Origin of the sequence: Terrabacter aerolatus, from assembly GCF_007991735.1 — a bacterium.
GTDB classification, from domain to species: domain Bacteria; phylum Actinomycetota; class Actinomycetes; order Actinomycetales; family Dermatophilaceae; genus Terrabacter; species Terrabacter aerolatus.
Window position 1 is genome coordinate 233993 of sequence record NZ_BJYX01000001.1, and the last position, 20829, is coordinate 254821.

Here is a 20829-nt window from a genome sequence, read left to right on the forward strand (position 1 = left end):
CGGGCCCCTGACACGACCCGAACACGAGCGTGACGCGGACGCGGCCGGCGCTCACTACGCTTCGAACGTGTCCTCCCAGCCCGGCACCAGCGCCGACCGACCCCCGGGTGTCGCCGAGCCCCCAGAGCACGGTCGCGGCCTCGTGCTCGTCGTCGAGGACGAGCCGGCCATCGCCGACGTGCTGCGGCTCAACCTGCGTGCCGCGGGCTACGGCGTCGAAGTCGTCGGCGACGGGGCGAGCGCGCTCGACGCGGCCCGCGACCTGCGGCCCAGTGCCATCGTGCTCGACATCGGCCTGCCGGTCCTCGACGGCATCGAGGTCTGCCGCCGCCTGCGCGGTCGCGGCGACTGGACACCCGTCCTCTTCGTGACGGCCCGCGACGACGAGGTCGACCGCATCGTCGGCCTCGAGCTCGGCGCGGACGACTACGTCACCAAGCCCTTCTCCCCGCGCGAGCTCGTGGCACGTCTCGGGGGCGTGCTGCGGCGCACGCGCGGGGAGACGCACGCCCCCGAGGTGCTGCACTACGGCGAGCTCACCCTGGACCTGACGAGCCACGAGGTGCGGATCGCCGGCCGCGAGATCGCCCTGACCGCAACCGAGTTCGACCTGCTCAGTCACCTGCTGCGGCGACCGGGAGTCGTCTTCACGCGCGAGCAGCTGCTCAGCGACGTCTGGGGGTATGCCGCGACCGCCGGCGGGCGCACCGTCGACGTCCACGTCGCCCAGGTCCGCGCCAAGCTCGGCGACGCGAGCCCGATCCGCACCGTGCGGTCGGTCGGGTATGCCGCCGAGCGCGGTCCGCGTGACCGTCCCGCGGGCGACCCCGGACGACCGTCGTGACGGCCTCCCGCGGGTCGCTCTCGCGCCGGATCGTGCTGCTGGCCGTCGGCATCGCGGTGCTGACCGCTCTCCTCGCCGGGCTGCTCGCCGTCGGCCTGACGCGGACCTCCGTCGACGACGCCGCGCGCACCACCCTCGCGCGGATCGCCGACGCCGCAGCCGAGCGGGCCGACACCGGTGTCGCCGCCCGTGTCGCGCAGAACCGTGCCGTGCGCACGCTGGGCGCCCTCGGCATCGAGTCCGCGAGCGTCGGCCGGGGCGGCGCCGTCACGTCCACGAGCCCCCTGGCCCGGGACGCGCTGACCCCGGCGCGCCAACGCACCCTGCTCACCGGGGGCGTCGTCTCGGCCCGCGACGACGTCGACGGCACGCTCGTGCTCATCGAAGGACGCCCGACCGACGCCGGCGGCATCGTCCTCGTCCAGCGCCGGTCGGACGCGACGGCGGACTCGGACCGGCTCGTGCGCCGGGTGCTCCTCGCGCTGCTCCTCGCTGCAGTCGTGGCCGTCGTCGTCAGCGTCGCCGTGGCCCGACGCCTGGCGCGGCCGCTCCGCCGCACCGCCGACGCCGCGCACGCGCTCGCCGCCGGTCGGCGCGACGTCCACGTGCCCGTCGAGGGCCCGGACGAGGTCGCGGAGGTCGCGAGCGCCCTCAACTCCCTGTCGGGGTCCCTGACCCGGTCCGAGGGACGCCAGCGCGACTTCCTCCTGTCGGTGTCGCACGACCTGCGCACTCCCCTCACCGGCATCAGCGGCTACGCCGAGTCGCTCGCGAGCGGTGTCGTGCCGCCCGCGGAGACCGCTCGGGTGGGCGGGGTCGTCCTCACCGAGGCCAAGCGTCTCGAGCGCCTCGTCGGCGACCTGCTCGACCTCGCCCGGCTCGGCGCCGACCGACCGAGCGTCGCCCCGGAGCGCACCGACCTCGTCGCCCTCGGCCGGGGCGTCGAGTCCGTCTGGTCGAGGCGGTGCGCAGCAGTCGGAGTCCCGTTCACGTACGCCCCGGCCGCCGCCGACGTCTGGACGGTGACCGACCCTGCGCGGGTGCGCCAGCTCGTCGACGGGCTGCTCGAGAACGCCCTGCGCGTCACGCCGTCGGGTCGCCCGATCGTCGTCGAGGTGCGTCGCGAGCCCGGCGCCGACGTCGTCGAGGTGCGCGACGGCGGCCCGGGCCTCACCGACGACGACCTCGGCGTCGCCTTCGAGCCCTCGGTCCTGCACGAGCGCTACCGCGGCATCCGCCCCGTCGGCACCGGTCTGGGCCTGGCCATCGTGGGGCGCCTGGCGCACGTGCTCGGCGGGACGGTCGAGGCCGGTCACGCACCGGAGGGCGGGGCCCGTTTCACCCTGCGCCTCCCCCACGTCACCCCGCCCTGACGGTCCGTCCCGGCCACGACCCCGCCGGACGGCATACGCCCTCGGTGGCTGCCGCCCCGGAGCGCGCGGCGCATCGAACGGCACGTGGTGCTGCATCCGGTGGGGTCAGGGCCCCAGCGGATGCAGCACCATGTGCAGGTTCATCCGTCCCCGCGGAATGGGTCGGGCACGCGAGCGGTTGACCACGCCATGACCACCTGGGGATTCATCGGAAGCGGCAACATCGGCAGCACCGTCGCCCGGCTCGCGATCGCGGCCGGACACGACGTCGTGCTCAGCAACAGCAGGGGTCCCGAGACCCTCGCAGACCTCGTCGGCGAGCTCGGGCCGCACGCCCGGGCCGCGACGGCGCCGGAGGCGGCGAGCGCCGGCGACGTCGTCGTCGTGACGATCCCGCTCAAGGCCTACCGGGACGTCCCCGTCGACGCACTGGCCGGCAAGGTCGTCGTCGACACCATGAACTACTACCCGGAGCGAGACGGCCGGTTCGAGGGCCTCGACGACGGCTCCACGACGAGCTCGGAGCTGCTGCAGGCCCACCTGCCGCAGTCGCACGTCGTCAAGGGCTTCAACAACATCTTCTTCCAGCACCTGCGCGACCTCGCCCACCCCGCAGCCCCGTCCGGCTCGGAGGAGCGCAGCGTCCTCGCGATCGCCGGGGACGACGCGGACGCCAAGCAGACCGTGCGCCAGGCGCTCGACGCCCTCGGCTACGACACGCTCGACCTCGGCCGGCTCGCCGAGGGCTGGCGCACCCAGCCGGGCCAGCCGGCCTACGGCACGCCCTACGCCAAGGACACGAGCGACTGGACGGCCGGCGCACGGCGGGTGGGCAGCGACGAGCTCGCCGGCCTCGCGGCGCAGGCCACCCGCGAGGTCTGACCGCCTGCTCTCCACCGGGCATTTGGGCACTGGCCGGAGCGCACCTACACTAGGCAGCGAGGGGAGTACTTCCTCGCGCGCTCCGGTCAGTACGGCGGTCCCACGACCGCCCCGGTCCGCGGCCGACGGCAGTCGGTGAAGGAGACCTCAGACATCGCGTTCTGAGGAGACCCATGCTCACTGCCCTGTCCGCCGCCACCCCGGCGCCCCCGTTGGCCCCGTCGGCCACCGAGTCGGTCGGCTCGCCGACGCTCTGGGTCGCGACGATCGCCGGCATCGCCGCCCTCTTCGTCATCGACTTCCTCATCACCCGCCGGCCGCACGACCCGAGCATGCGCGAGGCCATCGGCTGGTCGGCCTTCTACATCGCGATCCCCGTCGTCTTCGGCGGCTGGCTGTGGTGGCAGTACGGCTCGCAGCAGGGCATCGAGTACTACACGGGCTACCTCGTCGAGAAGTCGCTCTCGGTCGACAACCTCTTCGTCTTCATCATCCTGCTGTCGGCCTTCGCCGTGCCGCGCGAGCTGCGCCAGCGGGTGCTGCTCATCGGCGTCGGCGGCGCCATGGTCCTGCGCGGCATCTTCATCGCGCTCGGTGCCCAGATGATCGCGAGTTTCGCCTGGACCTTCCTGCTGTTCGGCGCCATCCTGCTCGCGACCGCGGTCAAGGTCGGGCGGGACGCCCTCTCGGACGCCGACCACAGCATCGACGTCGACGAGCTGCGCAGCGTGAAGCTGATCCGCCGGTTCTACCCCGTCACCGACGCGTATGCCGGCACCAACCTCACCGTGCGACGTGACGGTCGTCGGGCCCTGACGCCGCTCGCCCTCGTCGCCGTCGCGATCCTCGGCACCGACATCGTCTTCGCCATCGACTCGGTGCCCGCGGTCTACGGCATCACCGGTGACCCCTACCTCGTCTTCGCGACGAACGCGTTCGCCCTGCTCGGCCTGCGGGCGCTGTACTTCGTGCTCGAGGGCGCCCTGGCCAAGCTCGTCCACCTCGGTCACGGCCTGTCGCTGATCCTCGCGTTCATCGGCGTCAAGCTCGTGCTGCACTGGGCCCACGGCGTCTGGCCGGCCGTCCCGGAGATCCCGACGCTGCTCTCGCTGGGCGTCATCCTCGGCGTCCTGGCCGTCGTCACCGTGACGAGCGTCCTCAGCAACCGTCGCGCCGAGCGCGCGGCCGGCTCCCGGCCTGCCGGCGAGCCGGAGGACGAGCAGTCGTCGGTGCCGCGGGGCTGACGAGCCGGCCACACGGCATACCTCGCGGCATACCTCGTCGTATGCCGGGTGCCCACGTCGGGAGGGAGGCGCTCCGCTGCGCGCGGGGCGCCTCCCTCGCGTGCCGCCCTCCCGGCCCGTCTCCGGTCGGGCGGTGCCTCAGCTCGTCGCGCTCGGGGAGGGGGACGCGGCGGGCTGGGACGCCATGACCTTGACGACGACGAGCCGGGCCGTCGGGTTCGTCGCGCCGACGCCCGTGACGAGGGCCTTGGCGCCGACCTTGACGGCGCCGATGCTCGAGTCGGTGCCCTTGCCCTGGGACCGCTCGCGCACCTTCGTGTCGGCACCGACGGTGTAGGTGAGCGAGAAGCCGTCCTTGGCCTTGACCGTGATCGAGGTGGCGGTGACGGCCGTGACCTCGCCGCGGATCGCCTGGTGGGTGACCGGGCCGCTCTTGCCCTCGGTGACCCACGTGCCGTGCAGGGCCCGGAGCATCCGGGCGCGCAGGCCCTTGCGGTCGTCCTTCGTGCCTTGGCCGGCGGCGGTACCTGCCGTCGTGCCCGGTGAGGTGGCCGCGGCCGGCGTCGTCAGGGCGGCGTCGACGAGGTCGACGGTGTCGGTGTCGGCGGCGGCCTGCTGGGACTGTGCGCCGATGGCGCTGGACGCGACGCCGGTGGAGTCGGTCTTGGAGCAGGCGCCGAGAGCGAAGGTCCCGAGGAGCAGGACGGCGCCGCCGAGGGCGGTCGAGGTGCGCTTGAGGCCGGTCGTCCGGCGGGTGTCGGTGTTCATGACCCCTACGCTCGCGTACGCAGGTGAAGCCCGGGTCCGGGTCGTGTTCGGATCATGTTCGGGCGTGGCCGCTGCGGTCAGGTCGGGTGCCGCAGCTGTGCCTTGAGCACGTCGATCTCGCAGCCGGGCGCGGCGGGGTCGAACCCGTGCTCGACGAGCCAGCGAACGGCCGTCAGGCTGCGCAGCGACCACCACCCGCGGATGACGTCGAGGTCGACGCCGTCGCCGTAGCCCGAGACCACGTGGTCGAGGTGTTCGGGGTGACCGAGCGTCAGGGTGGCGAGGTCGTACATCGCGTCGCCCGCGCCCGCCTCGGACCAGTCGAGAACTCCGGTCACGGTCTCGCCGTCGACGAAGACGTGCGCGACCTGCAGGTCACCGTGCACGAAGACCGGGGTCCACGGCCGGAGCGCGGCCTGCGCCACCTCTCGGTTGCGGGTGACGAGCTCGGTCGGGATCACGCGTTCGGCCAGCAGCCAGGCGCACTCCGCATCGAGCTCGGCCACGGTGTCCTCGAGGCTCGCACCGGGCCACGTCGGGACCAGTGCCTCGTGGAGCCGGCGCACGACGGAGCCGGCCGCGACCCAGGCCTGGGCGGATGCGGTCGAGGGGCTGCCGAGACGTCCGAGCGAGGTCCCCGGCAGGGCGGCGAGGGCGAGGACCGGCGGCCGGTGCCACAGCCGCTCGGCGGTCGGGACCGGGGCTGCCGCCATCGCCTCGACCTCGCGTGCGAGCCGCTCCTCGTCGCCGTCGACCTTGAGGAAGACGTCGCCGACCCGGAGCGTCGCGCGCTCCCGGTGCGCCACCACCGCCTCGACCTGGGTCACACCGGCCAGTGTGGTGCACGGCCCTGACCGAACCCCCTTGCTTTTCCGGGTCATATGCCGTCAGGCGAAGATCGGGCCCACGGCGGGGTAGGCGGTGGTGAGCGCTGAGCGCACGGCCGACAGGGAGGGCACCTCGGTGCCGCCCTGGAAGCCGGTGTCGAGCCGCATCGGCTTGCCCCAGGCGATGAGGTCCTCGATCGTCGGACCCGTCGCGGCCGCGGAGAGCTGCCCGAACCAGTCGGCACGGCCGTACGTGACGTCGCCGCCGATGCACACGAGGTCGACCCACGACGGGTCGGCGAGGCAGACGTTCTCGTAGGGGTCGACGTGGTGGCGTTCGAGCACGACGAGATCCGCCGGCCGCCCCTCGGCGAGGGATCCGAGGTGGTCGTCGAGACCGGCGATCCGCGCCGCGACCGAGGTGACCATGGCGACGAGGTCGGCGGCGGCGACGGGGTGGCCCTGCTGGGCGAGCTCGCGGCGGGCCACCTTCATCTCCGCCAGCAGGCTCGTCGACCCGGACGGCAGCCAGTCGGCGCCGAGGGCGACCGGCATCCCCGCTGCCATCGCCTCGCCGGCCGCCGTCGTCTCGCCGTAGAGCCGAAGGTTGGACTGGGGAGACCAGACGAGGCGGCACCCGAGCTCGGCCACGGTGTGCAGGTCGTCGGCGGTGAGTGCGGTCCCGTGGATGACGTTCGTGGCCGCAGTGGCGCCTCCGAGGTCGAGGAAGTGCTGGAACTCCTTGGCGCTCAGGGCATCTCCGCTGCGACCCTCGCTCAGGTGGAGGTAGAACGCGTTGACGTCACCGGCCGCGATGCGCGCCATGACGGCCTGGAAGCTCGGCAGCCCGAACGAGCCCGAGGGCAGGTCGATCATCGAGCGGGCGCGGTGGGCGCCGAAGGCCCACTGGTCGAGGTTGCGCACCAGGGGCTCGGACGACGCGCTGCTCGCGCCGGACGCGCCCTGGATGCCGGTGACGCCGCCGACGAGGGCCCGCACCTCGGCGTAGCGGGTCTGCGTCTGGGGCGGGACCTCGGTGAGCAGGAGGTTCTGCGGGTCGCGCACGAGTGCCTGGTAGGGCTTGGACCGTCTCCACGCGTAGCGGTTGTCGTAGAGCTTCGGCGGCTCCCATGCGGCGAAGACGTTGAACTCCGGGTGCCCGTGCAGGTCGAGCAGTCCGGGCAGGATGACGCCGTCGGTCTCGAGCACCTCGACGTCCGTCGGCGACTGCTGCGAGATGCGGTCGATGAGGCCGCCCGCCACGGTGACGTAGCCGCTCGACCACGCCCCGTCCGGGGTGATGACGGCGCCGTGCAGCGCGAAGGGCGCCGGGGGCAGGGCCCGCGGCCGACGCGTCGGCTCCGGCAGCTCCTCGGTGATCCCTCGGGCGTAGGCCCTCTCGAAGAGACCGGGGTCAGGGTGCGTCACAGTGCCGGCCACGTCCGCGCTCCCTCCGGGACGACGACGTCGATCGTCGCGCGCTTCGTCTGCGCGTCGGCGCCGTCGCGCACGGCCCAGGCGTCGACCCCTCGCCACCAGGCCGGTGCGCCGGCGGGAAGGTCGCCCTCCGGGATCGGCGCCAGGTCCGTGGGACCCCACGTGGCGGCATACGGCGTCAGGTCGGTCGGTCCCTCGGGAGCCACGTGCGCGGCGAGGTCGGGGAGGTGCTCGTTCCAGTCGGCCAGCAGGGCCGCGGTCGTCTCGGAGAGCGGCTTGCCGGTCGCGCGCGCGGATCCCTCCGGGTAGGTGGGGTGCCGGACCGCGACGAGGTGCGGAGACGGCGCCCCTGCCGGGAGCGTCCGGACCCACAGGCCGTAGGCCGTCGCCGCGAGGTCGCCGAGCGTCAGGACCGCCGTGACCCCGGTGCCCACGAGCAACGCGTCGAGCCACCGGTTGCGGTACGCGGCGATGGCGTCGTCCTTGACGTGGCGGTTGCCGGCCGACTGCCCGAACACGCTGTAGAGGTAGACGTTGACCATGACGTATGCCGTGTCGACACCGACCTTGGCGAGCAGCCCCTGGACGCGCTGGCCCGCCTCGCCGACGAGGATGCGACGTGAGATCGCCTCGTGCGTCGCGGGATCCTGCCCGAGCACGAGCAGCCGGGCGCTGCCGTCGAGTCGGCCGCGGTGGAAGATCGGACCCCACTCGGTGCGGAAGTCCGCCGACGGGTAGACGTCGTCGCCGGGATAGGCCGCGACGAGGGACGCGAAGGGCTCTGCGGCGTAGCCCGCGCAGCTCTGGTGCACCACGGCCATGGCAGACCTCCACCCGATCGAGCGCCGTTGTCAGTGCAGGGCGTCTCGACGGTAGTCCTGATACATCCGAAGCATCGGCGGAACGTCAGTCCTCGCCGGCGGCCCGCCGCAGCAGCAGCGCCTTCTCGGCGTCGTTCTCGGTCATGCCGGCGGCACGGGCGAACTCGGCACGCGCCTCGTCGTCGCGGCCGAGCCGCGCGAGCAGGTCACCGCGCACGCTCGGCAGCAGGTGGTACCCGGCCAGGGCGCCCGCGTCGACGAGGGCGTCGACGACCGCGAGCGCAGCGGCCGGACCCTCGGCGTAGGACAGCGCGACGGCCCGGTTGAGGTCGATGACCGGGGACGGCCGGATCGCCCCGAGCTGGGAGTAGAGCGCGACGATGCGCCCCCAGTCGGTCGCCTCGGCGGTGTGCGCGCGGGCGTGGCAGGCGGCGATCGCCGCCTGCAGCACGTACGGACCGGCGGGTCCCTGCCCGTGCTCGACGAGGGTGAGGGCCCGGTCGAGGGCCCCGAGCGCGTGCCGGATGAGCGCCCAGTCCCAGCGTGTGCGGTCCTGCTCGAGGAGGAGCACCGGCTCGCCGTCGCGACCGATGCGGGCCCGGGTGCGGGAGGCCTGGACCTCCATGAGCGCGAGCAGCCCGTGCACCTCGGGCTCGGCCGGCGCGAGCGCGGACAGGACGCGGCCGAGCCTGATGGCCTCCTCCATGAGGTCGCCCCGGACCCAGTCGCGACCGGACGTCGCGGCATACCCCTCGTTGAAGATGAGGTAGACGACCTCGAGGACCGAGGCGAGGCGCGGCGCCAGCTCGGCGCCGGACGGGATCTCGATGGTGATGCCGTCCTGGCTCAGGGTCCGCTTGGCGCGCGAGATCCGTTGGGCGACCGTCGACTCCGTCGTGAGGAAGGCCCGGGCGATCTCGCGCGTGGTGAGGCCACCGATCATCCTCAGCGTCAAGGAGATCCGGGCCTGCGCCGTCAGGGCGGGATGGCACGCGGCGAAGACGAGGCCGAGGACGTCGTCGTCGATGTCCTCCAGCGCCGCGTCGAAGTCGCCCTCGGCCAGCTCGGCCACTCTCAGCTCCTCCTGGTGTCCGACCTGCTGCAGCTTGCTCGCGAGGTTGACGTCGCGACGGATGCGGTCGATGGCGCGGCGCCGCGCGGTCGACGTGAGCCAGGCACCGGGCTTGTCCGGGATGCCGTCGCGGGGCCACTGCTCGAGGGCCTGGACGAAGGCGTCCTGGGCGAGGTCCTCCGCGAGGCCGACGTCGCCCACGACACGGGCGACGACGGCCGTCACCTTGGCAGCCTCCATGCGCCAGACGGCCTCGAGGGTGCGCCGGACGTCATCGGTGGTGCGGCCGGGGTGCGCGGTCATCGACACCCCGACACTCTGGCACGAACCGGTGTCAGGACGCCCTCACCCGCGGGCGGCGTTGCGGGCGGCCTCCGCGCGCATCTGCTCCTCGCGCTCGCGCAGCTCGGGCGTGAGCCCGTCGCCGAAGTCCTCGGGTGCGAAGACCTGCCGCAGCTCGAGCGCCAGACCGGGCTCCGGCGCGCACGACGTCGGCCACCTCCGCAGCCACTCGATCGCCTCCGCGCGAGAGCTGACGTCGATGATGGTGAAGCCGGCGACGAGCTCCTTGGCCTCGGCGAAGGGACCGTCGGTGACGACCCAGTCACCGTCCTCCCACGTCAGGCGGGCGCCCCTGGCGCTCGGGTGCAGCCCCTGCCCGTCGACGAAGACCCCGGCCTTGAGCATCTGCTCGTTGTAGGCCTGCATGTCGGCGAACTGCTGCTGCGTCCCGGTCTGGCCCTGCTCGGTCCCGGGGCTGGCCGGGACGATGATCATGAAGCGCATGACGGTCTCCTCGTGTGTCAGCGCGAGGCCGGACGCCCCGCTTCATCCACACGTCGAACGGTAGGAGACCTTCTCGACACGGACGCCCGGCCTTTCGGGAGGCTCAGAGCTCGAGCCGCACCGTCGCCGCCGACTCGACACCCTCACGGAACGGAACGCCGTCGCGCGCAGCCCGGGCCACGGCCTCGAGGACCGGCGCCAGCCCGTCGTCGTCGACGTGACCCGCGACCTCGTCGGCGACGGCCTTGACCTGGTCGGGTGCGTTGCCCATGGCGACGCCCCACGCGGCCCAGTGCAGCATCTCGAGGTCGTTGCGCTGGTCGCCGCAGGCCACGGTGTGGATCGGCTCGACGCGCAGCTGGCGGCGCACGAGCTCCAGGGCGCTCGCCTTGGACACGCCCTCAGGGTTGATGTCGAGCCACGCGGACCAGCCGACGGCATACGACACCCCGTGCAGGCCGGCGCGCTCGACGAGCTCCATGAACTCCTCGGCCGTGGCCTCGGGCTGGCGGAGGGTGACGCGGGTGACGGGGTGGGCGATGAGCTCCTCCCACTCGACCTCGCGGGACTGGCCCATGAGCTCGCCGTCGGGGAAGTGCCTGCTCACCTTGAAGCCGACGCCCGGCTCCTCGACGGCGATGAGGGCGTCGGGCAGGGCGACGCGCATCTTCTCGAGCACCGCGCGGGGGTCGAAGGTCACCATGTCGATGATGGAGTAGCCCTCTGCCGCGGCCGGGTCGAGGCGGAGCGTCAGGGCGCCGTTGGAGCAGATGGCGTAGCCCTCCCGCAGCCCGAGGGCCTCGAGGATCGGTGTCGTCGCGATGATCGATCGGCCGGTCGCGATGACGACGGCGACGTCGTCCGGCAGGGCCTGCACGGCGTCGCGGACGCGGTCGGAGAGCTCGCCCATGTGGTTGAGGGTCGTGCCGTCGAGGTCGAGGGCGAGCAGTCGCTGAGCCATGCGCTCACCGTATCTCCCGCCCCGCCGAGCCCTCACACCACCGGAGACTCGTCACCGTCGCTTCGCTGCACCTCCACCCGGGGGTCACCTGAGCGCCGTCCGGCGGACGACCCTTGCTCCACGGAGCGTGCCGACACGCCGCACGACGCGCCGCCGCTGCCGGTTGTCGGTGACCAACGGTCGTCGGCGGGCGACACCCGGTCTCAGGCGAGGCGACCCAGGGCGTCCTCGATGCCGCGGTGCAGGGTCGGGTAGGCGTAGATCATCGACCGAAGCCGGTCGACGGGAACCTCGCCGTGGACGGCGACGGCGAGCGCCCCGAGCACCTCTCCCCCGGCGGGGCCCATCGTCGTGGCCCCGACGACCACCCCCCGGTCCGCGTCGACGACGACCTTGATCAGGCCGTCGGACTTCGCGATCCAGCCGCGGGTCGTCTCGCCGAGCGGCGTCAGTCCCACCTGCACGTGGGCGAGCTTCTCCCGCGCCTGGGCCTCGGTCATCCCGACCGCACCGACCTCGGGATCGGTGAACGTGACGCGCGGGAGGGCGGCATACTCCGCCGGCGGGCCGTCGTCGCCGAGGACGTCGCGGATGACGACCCCGGCCTGGTACATCGAGACGTGCGTGAAGGCGCCCTTGCCGGTGATGTCGCCGACCGCCCACACGCCGTCCGTGACGCGGCAGCGGTCGTCGACGGGTGCGGTGCGCGAGTCCTTCGCGACGCCGACGGCGTCCAGCCCGACGGCGGCCGGGTCGGCGCGACGGCCCGCTGCGACGAGGAGCTTCTCGGCCGTCAGCGAGGTGCCGTCGGCGAGGGTGACCGTGAAGGTGGACCCGTCGTGGGTCACCTTCTCGGCACCGACTCCCTGGTGCACGGTCACCCCGTCGGCCTCCAGGGCGGCCCTGAGCTTCTCGGACGCCTCCGGCTCCTCGAGGGAGAGGATGCGGTCTGCCGCCTCGACGATCGTCACGGCGACGCCGAAGCGCGCCATGACCTGGCTCAGCTCGCAGCCGATGGCGCCGCCGCCCAGCACGACGATGGAGGCGGGCAGCTCCGTGGCCTCGACGATCTCGTGGTTGGTCCAGTAGGGCGTGTCGCGCAGGCCCTCGACCGGAGGGATGGCGGCCGTCGTGCCGGTGTTGACGACGATGCCCTTCGTCGCCGTGTAGGCGGTGCCGTCGACGTCGACGCGTCCGGGCCCCGAGATGCGACCGGATCCGCGCACGAAGGTCGCGCCCGTGCCGACGAGCCGGTCGACGGCGACCTTGTCGTCCCAGTTGTCGGTGGCCTCCTCACGGATGCGCCTGGCCACGACCGACCAGTCGGGGGTGACCTCGCCGACGGTGCCGGCCAGCCCGTCGACGCGTCGCGCCTCGGCGAGCGCGTCGGCCGCGCGGATCATCATCTTCGACGGGATGCAGCCCCAGTACGGGCACTCGCCGCCGACGAGCCCGCGGTCGACCCCGAGGACGCGCAGGCCGCGCTCGGCGAGGCTGCCGGCGACGTGCTCACCGCCTGGGCCGAGCCCGATGACGATGACGTCGAACGTGTGGTCGGAGTCGGTTGCCATGTCGACAGCCTGTCTGGTCGGCGCCCCGGTGGAAAGGGGCGCCCCCGTGACGGCGGCCAGCGAACTCCGAGCAAACCCTCAGGATGGGCTGCGAACCTCGTGCTTTTGTATGTGGTCGCGTGGGGACGACCGAGGAATGCAGGCCCCGAACGCGAACGACAGTGGAGGACGAGCAGTGACCAGCAGCCCCGACGGCCGACCGGGCCCCGAAGGACTCGACGCCCCCGAGGGCACTGAGCACCCCGACGCGTCCGGGCAGCCCGGCCAGCCCGGCCAGCCCACCCGCGGGACCGAGCCCACCGAGGGCTCGGCACGCCCGCGCCGCCGCAAGCGGTGGTGGATCCTCGGCATCGTGGCGGCGCTCGTCGTCGCCCTCGCAGGCTACGGGGTGTTCCAGTACTACTCGCTCGATGCCGGGATCCGACGCTCGTCCGCGTTGGCCGGCGCCGCGCAGTCGACGCACGGCGACACGAACCTGCTCGTCATGGGCCTCGACAGCCGGCTCGACGAGAACGGCGACCCGCTGCCCCAGGCGATGTACGCGGCCCTCCACACCGGGGACGCGAGCCACGGCGGCCTCAACGCCAATGTGCTCATGCTCGTGCACATCCCCGGGGACGGGAGCCGGGCGACCGCCATCTCGATCCCCCGCGACGACTACGTCGACTTCGTCGGCTGCCCCGACGGCGAGTGCAAGGGGAAGATCAAGGAGGCCTACGGACTCGCCTACGACCAGGAGCAGCGTCGTCTGGCCAAGCAGGGCGTCAAGGGCCACGCCGCGAACCAGCAGGCGCGCGAGGCGGGGCGCAGGACCGAGATCGCCACGGTGCGCCAGTTCCTCGGCGGCGTGCCGATCGACCACTTCGTCGAGGTGACGATGGCGGCCTTCTACCAGATCGCCCAGAACGTCCAGCCGATCCAGGTCTGCGTCAAGGAGAACACCCAGGACAGCTTCTCGGGGGCCAAGTTCCACGCCGGCCTGCAGGAGATCAACGCCTCGCAGGCGGTGGCCTTCGTGCGACAGCGGCGCGACACCGTGCACCCGGACCTCCAGTTCACCGACCTCGACCGGTCCCGTCGGCAGCAGGCGTTCATCGCCTCCCTCTTCCACCAGCTGAAGCAGGCGAACACCTTCATCAACCCGGCGACCATCTCGAGCCTGATCAACGTCGCAAAGCAGAACACGGCGATCGACGCCGGGCTCGACCCGATCGGTCTCGCGCGTGACGCCTCGGCGATCTCGGGCGGCAACCTGCACTTCTTCACGCTGCCCGTCCAGCGCTTCGGCTTCGACCCGCTCGGACAGTCGGTCAACTTCGTCGACGTCCCCGTCATCCGCAGCACCGTGCACGCGATCCTGACCACCGGCAACGCGCCGACGGCCTCCGCGACGCCGCACCCCTCGACCACGACGAGCGCCAGCACGACTCCCGACCGCAAGGTCGACGTCATCAACGAGTCGGGCGTGGCCGGCCAGGCGCGGCTCGTGCTCGACGCGGCCGTCGGCACGGGCTACCGCCCGGGACTCACCTCCACCGGGGTGCGCCGCGTGACGTCCGTCGTCGACTACGCCCCCGGGGACTCCGCCGCGGCGCAGTCCCTCGCGGACTTCCTCGGCGGCATCCAGATCCGCGAGCGGGCCTCGACGCCGTCGGGCTCGCTCATCGTGCGCGTCGGCAACGGCTTCACCCTGCCCGCCGCAGCGGCGGCGGCAGCACGGACGGGCTCTCCCACCGCGGCTCCGACGCCCCCTCCCGCCACCGCGGTCTCGGCCGTGGGCGGTGGACGCGCCGGGCCGCCGCCCACCGCGCTGACCGACCTGTCCGGAGGCGGGATCCCCTGCGTCAAGTGAGTCGACGGCCGTAGCGGCGCTCCCGCTCGCGCCGGGGGCGCCGGGCCGCCGGCCGGGGCGCGAGCGTGGCCGTGAACTGGGCGTGAACGTGGGCGTGAACGTGGCGTGAGCGGCCCGGGAGGCCGACGGGGCGCAGGGCCTACGCTGCGATCCCATGACCGTGACGACGCTGGTGCTGCTCGGCGTGGCAGCGCTGCTCGTCGGCTTCGCCAAGACGGCCATCGGCGGCATGGGCAGCGTCGCCGTCGCGATCTTCGCCCTCGTCCTGCCGACGAAGGAGTCGACGGCCGCGATCCTGCTCCTGCTGCTCATCGGTGACGTCGTCGCGGTGTGGCACTACCGCCGGGACGCCGACCTCGGGCTGCTGAGGCGTCTCATCCCCGCCGTCCTGCCCGGTCTCGCGCTCGGCGCACTCTTCCTCGCCTGGGTCGACGACACGACGCTGCGCCGGTCCATCGGCGGCCTGCTGCTCGTGCTCGCGGCGCTCCAGCTCGTCCTCACGTGGCGCTCGCCCGACACGACGCGCGTCGGCTCGTCCAGGGTCGCGGCGGTCGGGACGGGCGCCGCGGCGGGCTTCGCGACGATGACGGCGAACGCGGCCGGTCCCGTCATGACGCTCTACCTCGTCGCGCAGGGGGTCGAGAAGCGCCGCTTCCTCGGCACGAGCGCCCTCTTCTTCTTCGGCGTCAACCTGTGCAAGGTGCCCTTCAGCGTCGGCCTGGGGCTCTTCGGGGCCCAGACCCTGTGGCGCACGGCCCTGCTCGCACCGCTCGTGCTCGTCGGGACGTGGATCGGGCTGCACACCGCACGCCGCCTCAGCCAGACCCGCTTCGACCAGGCCGTGCTCGTCGCCACCGTCGTCTCCGCGCTGGCCCTCGTCGTCCGCTGACACCCGGCCGGGAGCGCCTAGGGTGCTTGGCATGACGCTTCCCGCCGACGACCTCGAGCTGATCCGTGCCTCCCGCCAGGCCTGGGGCGCGCTCGAGACGGTGCACGTGCTCGGCTACTTCGCCGACGAGGTGCGTGAGGCCTACGTCGCCCTCGGGCTGCACCCGCGCCTCAGCTACTTCGCCGCCCGCTCGGCCGCCTTCGGGGCCGTCGGGCCGGAGGTGCCGACCGCCACCTTCTACGTCTTCGCGCCGTGGCTGCACGCCAAGGCGCTGCCCGCCTCCTGGGCGGTCGCGACCCCCGACCGGGTGCAGCAGGCGCGACGTGACGCCATGTCGGTCGTGCTCGACCGCGTCGTCGGCGACACCGACGTCTCCGAGCTGCTCGACCTCGTCCGCACCGTGTGCGCGGGTCTGACGTCGCACGGTCGTCCGTTGTATGCCGCCCACGCCGGCCTCGCGTGGCCCGACGAGCCGCGCCTCGCCCTCTGGCACGCGACCACCCTCGTCCGCGAGCACCGCGGGGACGGGCACGTGGCGGCGCTGCTGCGGGCGGGCCTCGACCCGGTCGAGTCGATCGTCGTCGGCGGGATCTTCTCGCGCAACACCGACTTCATGCGGTCGAGCCGCGGCTGGTCCGACGAGGAGTGGGCCGCCGCGACGTCCCGGCTCACCGAGCGTGGCCTCGTCGACGGCGACTCGCTGACCGAGGAGGGGCTCGCCTTCCGCAAGGACCTCGAGCGCGAGACCGACCGGATGGCCCTCGAGGGCTGGGCGCACCTCGGCCTCGAGGGCACGCGCCGGGTCGCCGAGCTGGCGGCGCCGTTGCGCACCGCGGCGCTCGGCAGCGGCATCCTGCCCGGCTGGATCAGCTCGCGCGGGTAGCCGGCCGATCGCCGTCGTCCCTCGCCGGTTCGAGGTGGTGTCGGCACCTGGGACGGTGTCGGGATCACCTCGGACCGGTGTCAGAGCGTGAAGGCCGCGCGGAAGCGCTCGAGAGCCAGCTCGTCGTCGCCCGACGCCCATCCCTCCAGCCCGACCGGCCCGGCATACCCCATGTCGGCGAGCGCCTGCGCGACCGCCGGGTAGGCGATCTCGCCGGTGCCGGGCTCGCAGCGCCCGGGCACGTCGGCGACCTGGATCTCGCCGAGGTGCGGCAGGGCCCGGCGGCAGAGCTCGATGAGGTTCCCCTCGCCGATCTGGGCGTGGTAGAGGTCGAGCATCAGCCGCAGGTGCGGGCTGTCGACGGCTTCGACGAGGGCCAGGCAGTCGGCGGCGGTCGCGAACGGGACGCCCGGGTGGTCGACCGCCGTGTTGAGGTTCTCGAGGACGAACGTGACCCCTGCGCGCTCGCCGAGCTCGGCGATGCGGCCGAGCGTGCGCTGCGCCGTGAGCCACATCGGCCCGGTCGCGACCGGCTCGGGCCGCACCGGCAGGCCCCGGTCGTCGAGCCCGGTCCCGTGGAGGTTGAGCCGCGGGATGCCGAGGCGGTGGGCCACCGGCACCGACTCCGCCGCTGTCGCGAGCAGCTCGTCGGCGCCCTCCTCGTCGCCCAGCCGGCCGCGGACGTAGCCCGTCATCGACGAGTAGACGACGCCCTCGTCACGCAGGGCGACGAGCTCGTCGACGTCGTGGCGCGTCCAGTCCCAGATCTCCACCTGGAAGCCGAGCGCATGGATGCGGCGCACCCGCTCGGCGAAGGGCAGGTCGACGAAGACCATCTCGGCGCTCACCGCGAGCGAGAACGGGCCCGCCATCAGGCACCCGCCCCGGCCGCCACGCGGTCGGCGTCGCGGATCGTCACGGTGCCTCCCGTCTCGACGGCCTCGATGCAGGCGAGCGCGATCCGCAGCGCCGCACGGGCGTCCTCACCGCCGACCTGCGTCGGGGTGCCCTCACGAACAGCCCGGCAGAAGGCCGCGAGCTCGGCGGCATACGCGTCGGCGAAGAGGTCGGTGTCGGTGCGGGCCGTGGGACTGGTGACCCCGGCCGCGCTCCAGTGGCTCGTGATGAGGTGGGCCGGGCCGCCCGCCGTCACCATGCCGGCCGAGCCGAAGACCTCGGCGCGCACGTCGTAGCCGTAGGCGGCCGAGAAGCTCGCCTCGGCGACCGCGATCGCGCCGTTGTCGTAGCGGATCGTGACGACGGCGGTGTCGAGCAGCCCGGCGGCCTTGAAGTCGGGCGCGACGAGCGCGTCGGCCATGACCGAGACCTCGACGGCCGTCGCGCCGGCGTTGAACCAGTTGAGCGCGTCGAAGTCGTGGATGAGCGTCTGGGTGAAGATCGTCCACGGCGGCACGGCCGCCGGGTCGGCGAGTCCCGGATCACGCGTCACGGAGCGCAGCAGCTGGGGCGTCCCGATGCCACCTGCGGCCACCGTGTCGCGGGCGGCGACGAAGTCGCGGGCGAAGCGCCGGTTGAAGCCGACCTGCAGGGGTATGCCGGCACCTCGGGCCGCGTCGATGGCGCGGTCCGCGTCGGAGAGGGTCATCGCCATCGGCTTCTCGACGAAGACGGCCTTGCCGGCCGCGGCTGCTGCGACGACGAGGTCCGCGTGCGCCGTACTGGCGCAGGTGATGGCGACGGCCTCGATGCGTGGGTCGTCGATGAGGTCCTGGGGGTCGGCGAGCCACTCGGCGCCGAGCTCCTCCCCGAGGCGCTCGGCTGCGGCAACCCGGGGGTCGGCGACGGCGACGAGCTCGGCCTCGCCGAGCCGCCGGGCCAACGTGGTGGCGTGGTGGGTGCCGATGCGGCCGGCCCCGATGAGACCGAAGCGGACCGGGTCGATGCGCGTCATTGCTGCTCCTTCGCAGATGTGACTAGAGCGCTCTAGTAGTGAGAACAGTGAAGCGCGACACCGCCGCGCCGGTCAAGGGCTGGTCCACGTCGATGGAGCGCTCTAGAGTCGGGGCATGGTCAGCACGAGGCCCGGCGAGAGGGTCACGATGGAGCACGTCGCCGCGCGTGCCGGTGTCTCCCGCGCCCTCGTGTCGATCGTCTTCCGCGGCGTCGCCGGCGCCTCCGAGGCCACCCGTGAGCGCGTCCTCGCCGCCGCACGCGAGCTCGACTACCGGCCCGACACCCGCGCGAGCCGTCTCGGCAGCAGCCGTACGCGCACGCTCGGTGTGGCCTTCAGCGTCGGGCACGCCTTCCACGGCGACCTCCTCGAGAGCCTCTACACGCATGCCGACGGGGCGGGCTACGAGCTCGTGCTGAGCGGCGTCACCCCGTCGCGCTCCGAGGAGGCTGCGGTGGAGACCCTGCTCGCCGAGCGGTGCGAGGGCATCGTCCTGCTCGGCAGCAGCCAGGGCGCGGGCCGGATCGAGAGCCTCGCCGCGCGCGTTCCCGTCGTGAGCGTGCTGCGGCCCGTGCCGGGCGGTGGGGTCGGCGTCGTGCGCACCGACGACGCCGCAGGGCTGAGGCTCTCGGTCGAGCACCTGCGCGGCCTGGGCCACCGGCGCATCGCCCTCCTCGACGGCGGCCGCACCGCCGGTGCGGCCGAGCGGCGACGCGGCTACCGCACGGCGATGCGCCGCTCGCCGGCCCTGACCGAGATGGTCCTGCCCGGTGGCGTCAGCGAGCTCGAGGGCGCCGACGCGGCGCGCAGCTTCCTCGCGCTCGGCGCACGCGGCCGGCCGACCGCCGTCGCTGCCTTCAACGACCGCTGCGCGATCGGCTTCGTCGACGTCGTGCGGCAGGCGGGGCTCCGCGTTCCCCGCGACGTGTCGGTCGTCGGCTTCGACGACATCACCGAGGCCGGCTACCCCCACGTGTCTCTGACGACGGTGCACCAGGACGCCGAGCGTCTCGGCTCGGAGACGGTGCGCACCCTCGCCGACCGACTCGACCGCGGGCCGGCGGGACCGGCGTCGCCCCCGCCCGTCGTCGTCGAGCCCGTCGTCGTCGAGCCCTCACTCGTGGTGCGGGCCAGCACGGCGCCGCCGGCATCCCGTGGTGCGTCCTCGTGATGCCGGGCGACGTGCTCGGCCGAGACGTCGGGCCCGACGTGCAGGTGCAGTTCACCAGTCTGGGCGGGAAGGTCGTGCGGTCGCTCGCGCTCGGCGGCGACCGACCCCGGACCACCCCGCTCGTCGTCGTCCTGCCCGGTCTCGGCCTGCCCTTCTACACGATCCCGACCGCGAGGTCCCTCGTCGCACGGGGGCTGGCCTGCACCGTGCTCGACCTACCGGGGTTCGGCTCCAACCTGCCGCGTCCGACGAGCCCGTCCATCCACGCCGCGGGCCTCCTGGCAGCGCGCTGGATCGACGCACAGGCCGCCGGGCACCCGGTCGTCGTGCTCGGGCACTCGACGGGAGGCCAGGCCGCCCTGACCGCGGCACTGGCCCTCAGTGCCCGCCGCCGCGACTTCTCGCTCGTGCTCGCCGGGACGACCTTTGCGCCCGAGCAGCGCCGACTGCACCGCCTGGCCCGGGCGACCCCCTTCGCCTACCGCGACGACCGTCTCGACCAGATCGACCCGATGGAGGTCTGGCGGGGTCGTACCGGCATCGTGGCCATGCTCCAGTCGGGCCTCCACGACGCTCCCGAGGAGCGCATCGCCCACCTGCCCGTGCCCGTCACGGTCACCGCCGGGGTGCACGACGCCTTCGCCCCGGTCTCGTGGCTCGACCGGCTCGCGGGGTCGGCCCGCCGCGCTCCGAGCGTGCGCACGTCGCTGCTCGGCGGGTCGCACAACAACCTCTTCACGCACCCCGACGAGATCGCCGGCCTCGTCGCGCTGGCCGCCGCCGACGTGAGCGGCTGACGTCCGACCGCCTCAACCGGCCGGCACGGGGTCGCGTCCCTGCCACGTGCAGATGCACGCCTCGTTGCCCTCGGGGTCGGCGAGGATCCAGAAGGCGGGGGCCTCGGCGTCGGACACGAGGCGCCCACCGGCTGCGAGAGCGCGTTCGATGCGACCGGCCGCCTCGTCGTGGGCGACCGTGACGTCGAGGTGGATCCGGTTGCGTTGCGGCCGCGGCTCGTCCATCTGCTGGAACCAGACGGCCGGTCCGAGGCGCAGCGGGTCCTGCACGTCGTTGCGGGCGATGACGTCCCAGCCGAGCACCGCGTCCCAGAACGGCCGCACCGCGTCGATGTCCATCGCGTCGATGGCGACCTCGACGACGGTGAGCGTCGTGGGCTCGGACGGCAGCCCCAGCTCGGCCACGACCGCGTCGACCGCACGGCCCAGCGTGACGTCCTCCGCGGTGACGCCACCAGCGGGCTCGGTGGACACCGCGAGGTGGACGACGTCGCCGCGCACGTCGACGTCGGGGGCGCGGCCGTGCGCCGCCGCCACCTCGCCGATCCGCGCGACGAGGGCGAAGGCTGCCGCCGCGTCGGGGGCCCGCACGGTCAGGTGCATGCGCTGGAGCAGGAACCGCCACTCGGGCAGGGCGTCGGACGCCGCCTGGCGGGAGAGCTTGTCGGCCATGGACCGACCGTAGCCCGCCGCACCGACCGAGCAGGCCGGTCAGTGCGGGCGTATGCCGTCAGGCCGG

20 protein-coding genes are annotated in these 20829 nt (G+C 73.5%); 9 read left to right on the forward strand and 11 right to left on the reverse strand.

Annotation, left to right across the window (positions count from 1 at the left end):
• Positions 1-67: 67 nt before the first annotated feature.
• The 4 genes from TAE01_RS01150 (at position 68) to TAE01_RS01165 (ending at position 4343) form a co-directional block, all read left to right on the forward strand.
• A complete protein-coding gene (locus tag TAE01_RS01150; protein WP_147062538.1) occupies positions 68-844 on the forward strand; it encodes a response regulator transcription factor in 777 nt (258 codons plus the stop codon).
• Entirely contained in the window at positions 841-2217 is a 1377-nt protein-coding gene (locus tag TAE01_RS01155; RefSeq protein ID WP_147062540.1) for a sensor histidine kinase, read from the forward strand. Before TAE01_RS01150 ends, TAE01_RS01155 begins: the two co-directional genes overlap by 4 nt.
• A gap of 120 nt (positions 2218-2337) precedes the next feature.
• Positions 2338-3099: an NADPH-dependent F420 reductase gene (locus TAE01_RS01160; RefSeq protein WP_147062541.1), complete on the forward strand. Its 762-nt coding sequence runs from the start codon at positions 2338-2340 to the stop codon at positions 3097-3099.
• Between the two features lie 173 nt (positions 3100-3272).
• Positions 3273-4343: a TerC family protein gene (locus TAE01_RS01165; RefSeq protein ID WP_147062543.1), complete on the forward strand. Its 1071-nt coding sequence runs from the start codon at positions 3273-3275 to the stop codon at positions 4341-4343.
• 138 nt (positions 4344-4481) lie between these two features.
• Here the strand turns inward: TAE01_RS01165 and TAE01_RS01170 are convergent, their stop codons facing one another.
• From TAE01_RS01170 to TAE01_RS01205, 8 genes are all read right to left on the reverse strand, one after another.
• The gene (locus TAE01_RS01170; RefSeq protein WP_147062545.1) at positions 4482-5111 is read right to left on the reverse strand and encodes a hypothetical protein; all 630 of its coding nucleotides are present in this window, start codon (positions 5109-5111) and stop codon (positions 4482-4484) included.
• A gap of 77 nt (positions 5112-5188) precedes the next feature.
• Positions 5189-5938: a phosphotransferase family protein gene (locus tag TAE01_RS01175; protein ID WP_147062547.1), complete on the reverse strand. Its 750-nt coding sequence runs from the start codon at positions 5936-5938 to the stop codon at positions 5189-5191.
• Positions 5939-5998: 60 nt separating this feature from the next.
• Positions 5999-7378, reverse strand: coding sequence for an amidohydrolase family protein (locus tag TAE01_RS01180; RefSeq protein WP_147062549.1), 1380 nt, complete (start codon positions 7376-7378; stop codon positions 5999-6001).
• On the reverse strand, positions 7363-8196 hold the full coding sequence (locus TAE01_RS01185; protein WP_147062551.1) for a uracil-DNA glycosylase family protein: 834 nt from the start codon (positions 8194-8196) through the stop codon (positions 7363-7365). The genes TAE01_RS01180 and TAE01_RS01185 overlap by 16 nt, the downstream gene beginning before the upstream one ends.
• 85 nt (positions 8197-8281) lie before the next feature.
• Positions 8282-9571, reverse strand: a complete 1290-nt coding sequence (locus TAE01_RS01190) for an RNA polymerase sigma factor (protein ID WP_147062996.1) — start codon at positions 9569-9571, stop codon at positions 8282-8284.
• Positions 9572-9613: 42 nt separating this feature from the next.
• Positions 9614-10054 carry a YciI family protein gene (locus TAE01_RS01195; protein ID WP_147062553.1) on the reverse strand — a complete coding sequence of 147 codons (441 nt, stop codon included), beginning with the start codon at positions 10052-10054 and terminating at the stop codon, positions 9614-9616.
• A 103-nt stretch (positions 10055-10157) separates the two neighbouring features.
• The gene (locus TAE01_RS01200) at positions 10158-11015 is read right to left on the reverse strand and encodes an HAD family hydrolase (protein ID WP_147062555.1); all 858 of its coding nucleotides are present in this window, start codon (positions 11013-11015) and stop codon (positions 10158-10160) included.
• A gap of 203 nt (positions 11016-11218) precedes the next feature.
• A complete protein-coding gene (locus tag TAE01_RS01205; RefSeq protein ID WP_147062556.1) occupies positions 11219-12586 on the reverse strand; it encodes a dihydrolipoyl dehydrogenase family protein in 1368 nt (455 codons plus the stop codon).
• A 175-nt stretch (positions 12587-12761) separates the two neighbouring features.
• On the opposite strand from TAE01_RS01205, the gene TAE01_RS01210 reads away from it, so the two are divergent.
• The 3 genes from TAE01_RS01210 (at position 12762) to TAE01_RS01220 (ending at position 16210) form a co-directional block, all read left to right on the forward strand.
• A complete protein-coding gene (locus TAE01_RS01210) occupies positions 12762-14438 on the forward strand; it encodes an LCP family protein (RefSeq protein ID WP_246111062.1) in 1677 nt (558 codons plus the stop codon).
• A gap of 154 nt (positions 14439-14592) precedes the next feature.
• Complete coding sequence (locus TAE01_RS01215; protein ID WP_147062558.1) at positions 14593-15327, forward strand: sulfite exporter TauE/SafE family protein; 735 nt, start codon at positions 14593-14595, stop codon at positions 15325-15327.
• Between the two features lie 31 nt (positions 15328-15358).
• A complete protein-coding gene (locus tag TAE01_RS01220; protein ID WP_147062559.1) occupies positions 15359-16210 on the forward strand; it encodes an SCO6745 family protein in 852 nt (283 codons plus the stop codon).
• 80 nt (positions 16211-16290) lie between these two features.
• Here the strand turns inward: TAE01_RS01220 and TAE01_RS01225 are convergent, their stop codons facing one another.
• Entirely contained in the window at positions 16291-17082 is a 792-nt protein-coding gene (locus tag TAE01_RS01225; protein ID WP_147062560.1) for a TIM barrel protein, read from the reverse strand.
• A complete protein-coding gene (locus TAE01_RS01230) occupies positions 17082-18122 on the reverse strand; it encodes a Gfo/Idh/MocA family oxidoreductase (protein WP_147062561.1) in 1041 nt (346 codons plus the stop codon). The genes TAE01_RS01225 and TAE01_RS01230 overlap by 1 nt, the downstream gene beginning before the upstream one ends.
• A gap of 115 nt (positions 18123-18237) precedes the next feature.
• Here TAE01_RS01230 and TAE01_RS01235 point away from each other — a divergent pair, with 115 nt between their 5' ends.
• Both TAE01_RS01235 and TAE01_RS01240 read left to right on the forward strand, forming a co-directional pair.
• Positions 18238-19293 (forward strand): LacI family DNA-binding transcriptional regulator, encoded by a 1056-nt coding sequence (locus TAE01_RS01235; protein WP_147062562.1) that lies wholly within the window; start codon positions 18238-18240, stop codon positions 19291-19293.
• Entirely contained in the window at positions 19293-20090 is a 798-nt protein-coding gene (locus tag TAE01_RS01240; RefSeq protein WP_246111088.1) for an alpha/beta fold hydrolase, read from the forward strand. Before TAE01_RS01235 ends, TAE01_RS01240 begins: the two co-directional genes overlap by 1 nt.
• Before the next feature lie 12 nt (positions 20091-20102).
• On the opposite strand, the gene TAE01_RS01245 is transcribed toward TAE01_RS01240, so the two are convergent.
• The gene (locus TAE01_RS01245; RefSeq protein WP_147062564.1) at positions 20103-20762 is read right to left on the reverse strand and encodes a 4a-hydroxytetrahydrobiopterin dehydratase family protein; all 660 of its coding nucleotides are present in this window, start codon (positions 20760-20762) and stop codon (positions 20103-20105) included.
• Between the last annotated feature and the right edge of the window lie 67 nt (positions 20763-20829).

Excerpts from the sequence above, each read along its gene's own strand:
- TAE01_RS01160 (WP_147062541.1), top strand. The coding sequence starts at position 2,338 with ATGCAGCACCATGTGCAGGTTCATCCGTCCCCGCGGAATGGGTCGGGC.
- TAE01_RS01165 (WP_147062543.1), top strand. The coding sequence starts at position 3,273 with ATGCTCACTGCCCTGTCCGCCGCCACCCCGGCGCCCCCGTTGGCCCCG.
- TAE01_RS01170 (WP_147062545.1), bottom strand. The coding sequence starts at position 5,111 with ATGAACACCGACACCCGCCGGACGACCGGCCTCAAGCGCACCTCGACC.
- TAE01_RS01185 (WP_147062551.1), bottom strand. The coding sequence starts at position 8,196 with ATGGCCGTGGTGCACCAGAGCTGCGCGGGCTACGCCGCAGAGCCCTTC.
- TAE01_RS01190 (WP_147062996.1), bottom strand. The coding sequence starts at position 9,571 with ATGACCGCGCACCCCGGCCGCACCACCGATGACGTCCGGCGCACCCTC.
- TAE01_RS01195 (WP_147062553.1), bottom strand. The coding sequence starts at position 10,054 with ATGCGCTTCATGATCATCGTCCCGGCCAGCCCCGGGACCGAGCAGGGC.
- TAE01_RS01200 (WP_147062555.1), bottom strand. The coding sequence starts at position 11,015 with ATGGCTCAGCGACTGCTCGCCCTCGACCTCGACGGCACGACCCTCAAC.
- TAE01_RS01205 (WP_147062556.1), bottom strand. The coding sequence starts at position 12,586 with ATGGCAACCGACTCCGACCACACGTTCGACGTCATCGTCATCGGGCTC.
- TAE01_RS01215 (WP_147062558.1), top strand. The coding sequence starts at position 14,593 with ATGACCGTGACGACGCTGGTGCTGCTCGGCGTGGCAGCGCTGCTCGTC.
- TAE01_RS01220 (WP_147062559.1), top strand. The coding sequence starts at position 15,359 with ATGACGCTTCCCGCCGACGACCTCGAGCTGATCCGTGCCTCCCGCCAG.
- TAE01_RS01225 (WP_147062560.1), bottom strand. The coding sequence starts at position 17,082 with ATGGCGGGCCCGTTCTCGCTCGCGGTGAGCGCCGAGATGGTCTTCGTC.
- TAE01_RS01230 (WP_147062561.1), bottom strand. The coding sequence starts at position 18,122 with ATGACGCGCATCGACCCGGTCCGCTTCGGTCTCATCGGGGCCGGCCGC.
- TAE01_RS01235 (WP_147062562.1), top strand. The coding sequence starts at position 18,238 with ATGGTCAGCACGAGGCCCGGCGAGAGGGTCACGATGGAGCACGTCGCC.
- TAE01_RS01240 (WP_246111088.1), top strand. The coding sequence starts at position 19,293 with ATGCCGGGCGACGTGCTCGGCCGAGACGTCGGGCCCGACGTGCAGGTG.
- TAE01_RS01245 (WP_147062564.1), bottom strand. The coding sequence starts at position 20,762 with ATGGCCGACAAGCTCTCCCGCCAGGCGGCGTCCGACGCCCTGCCCGAG.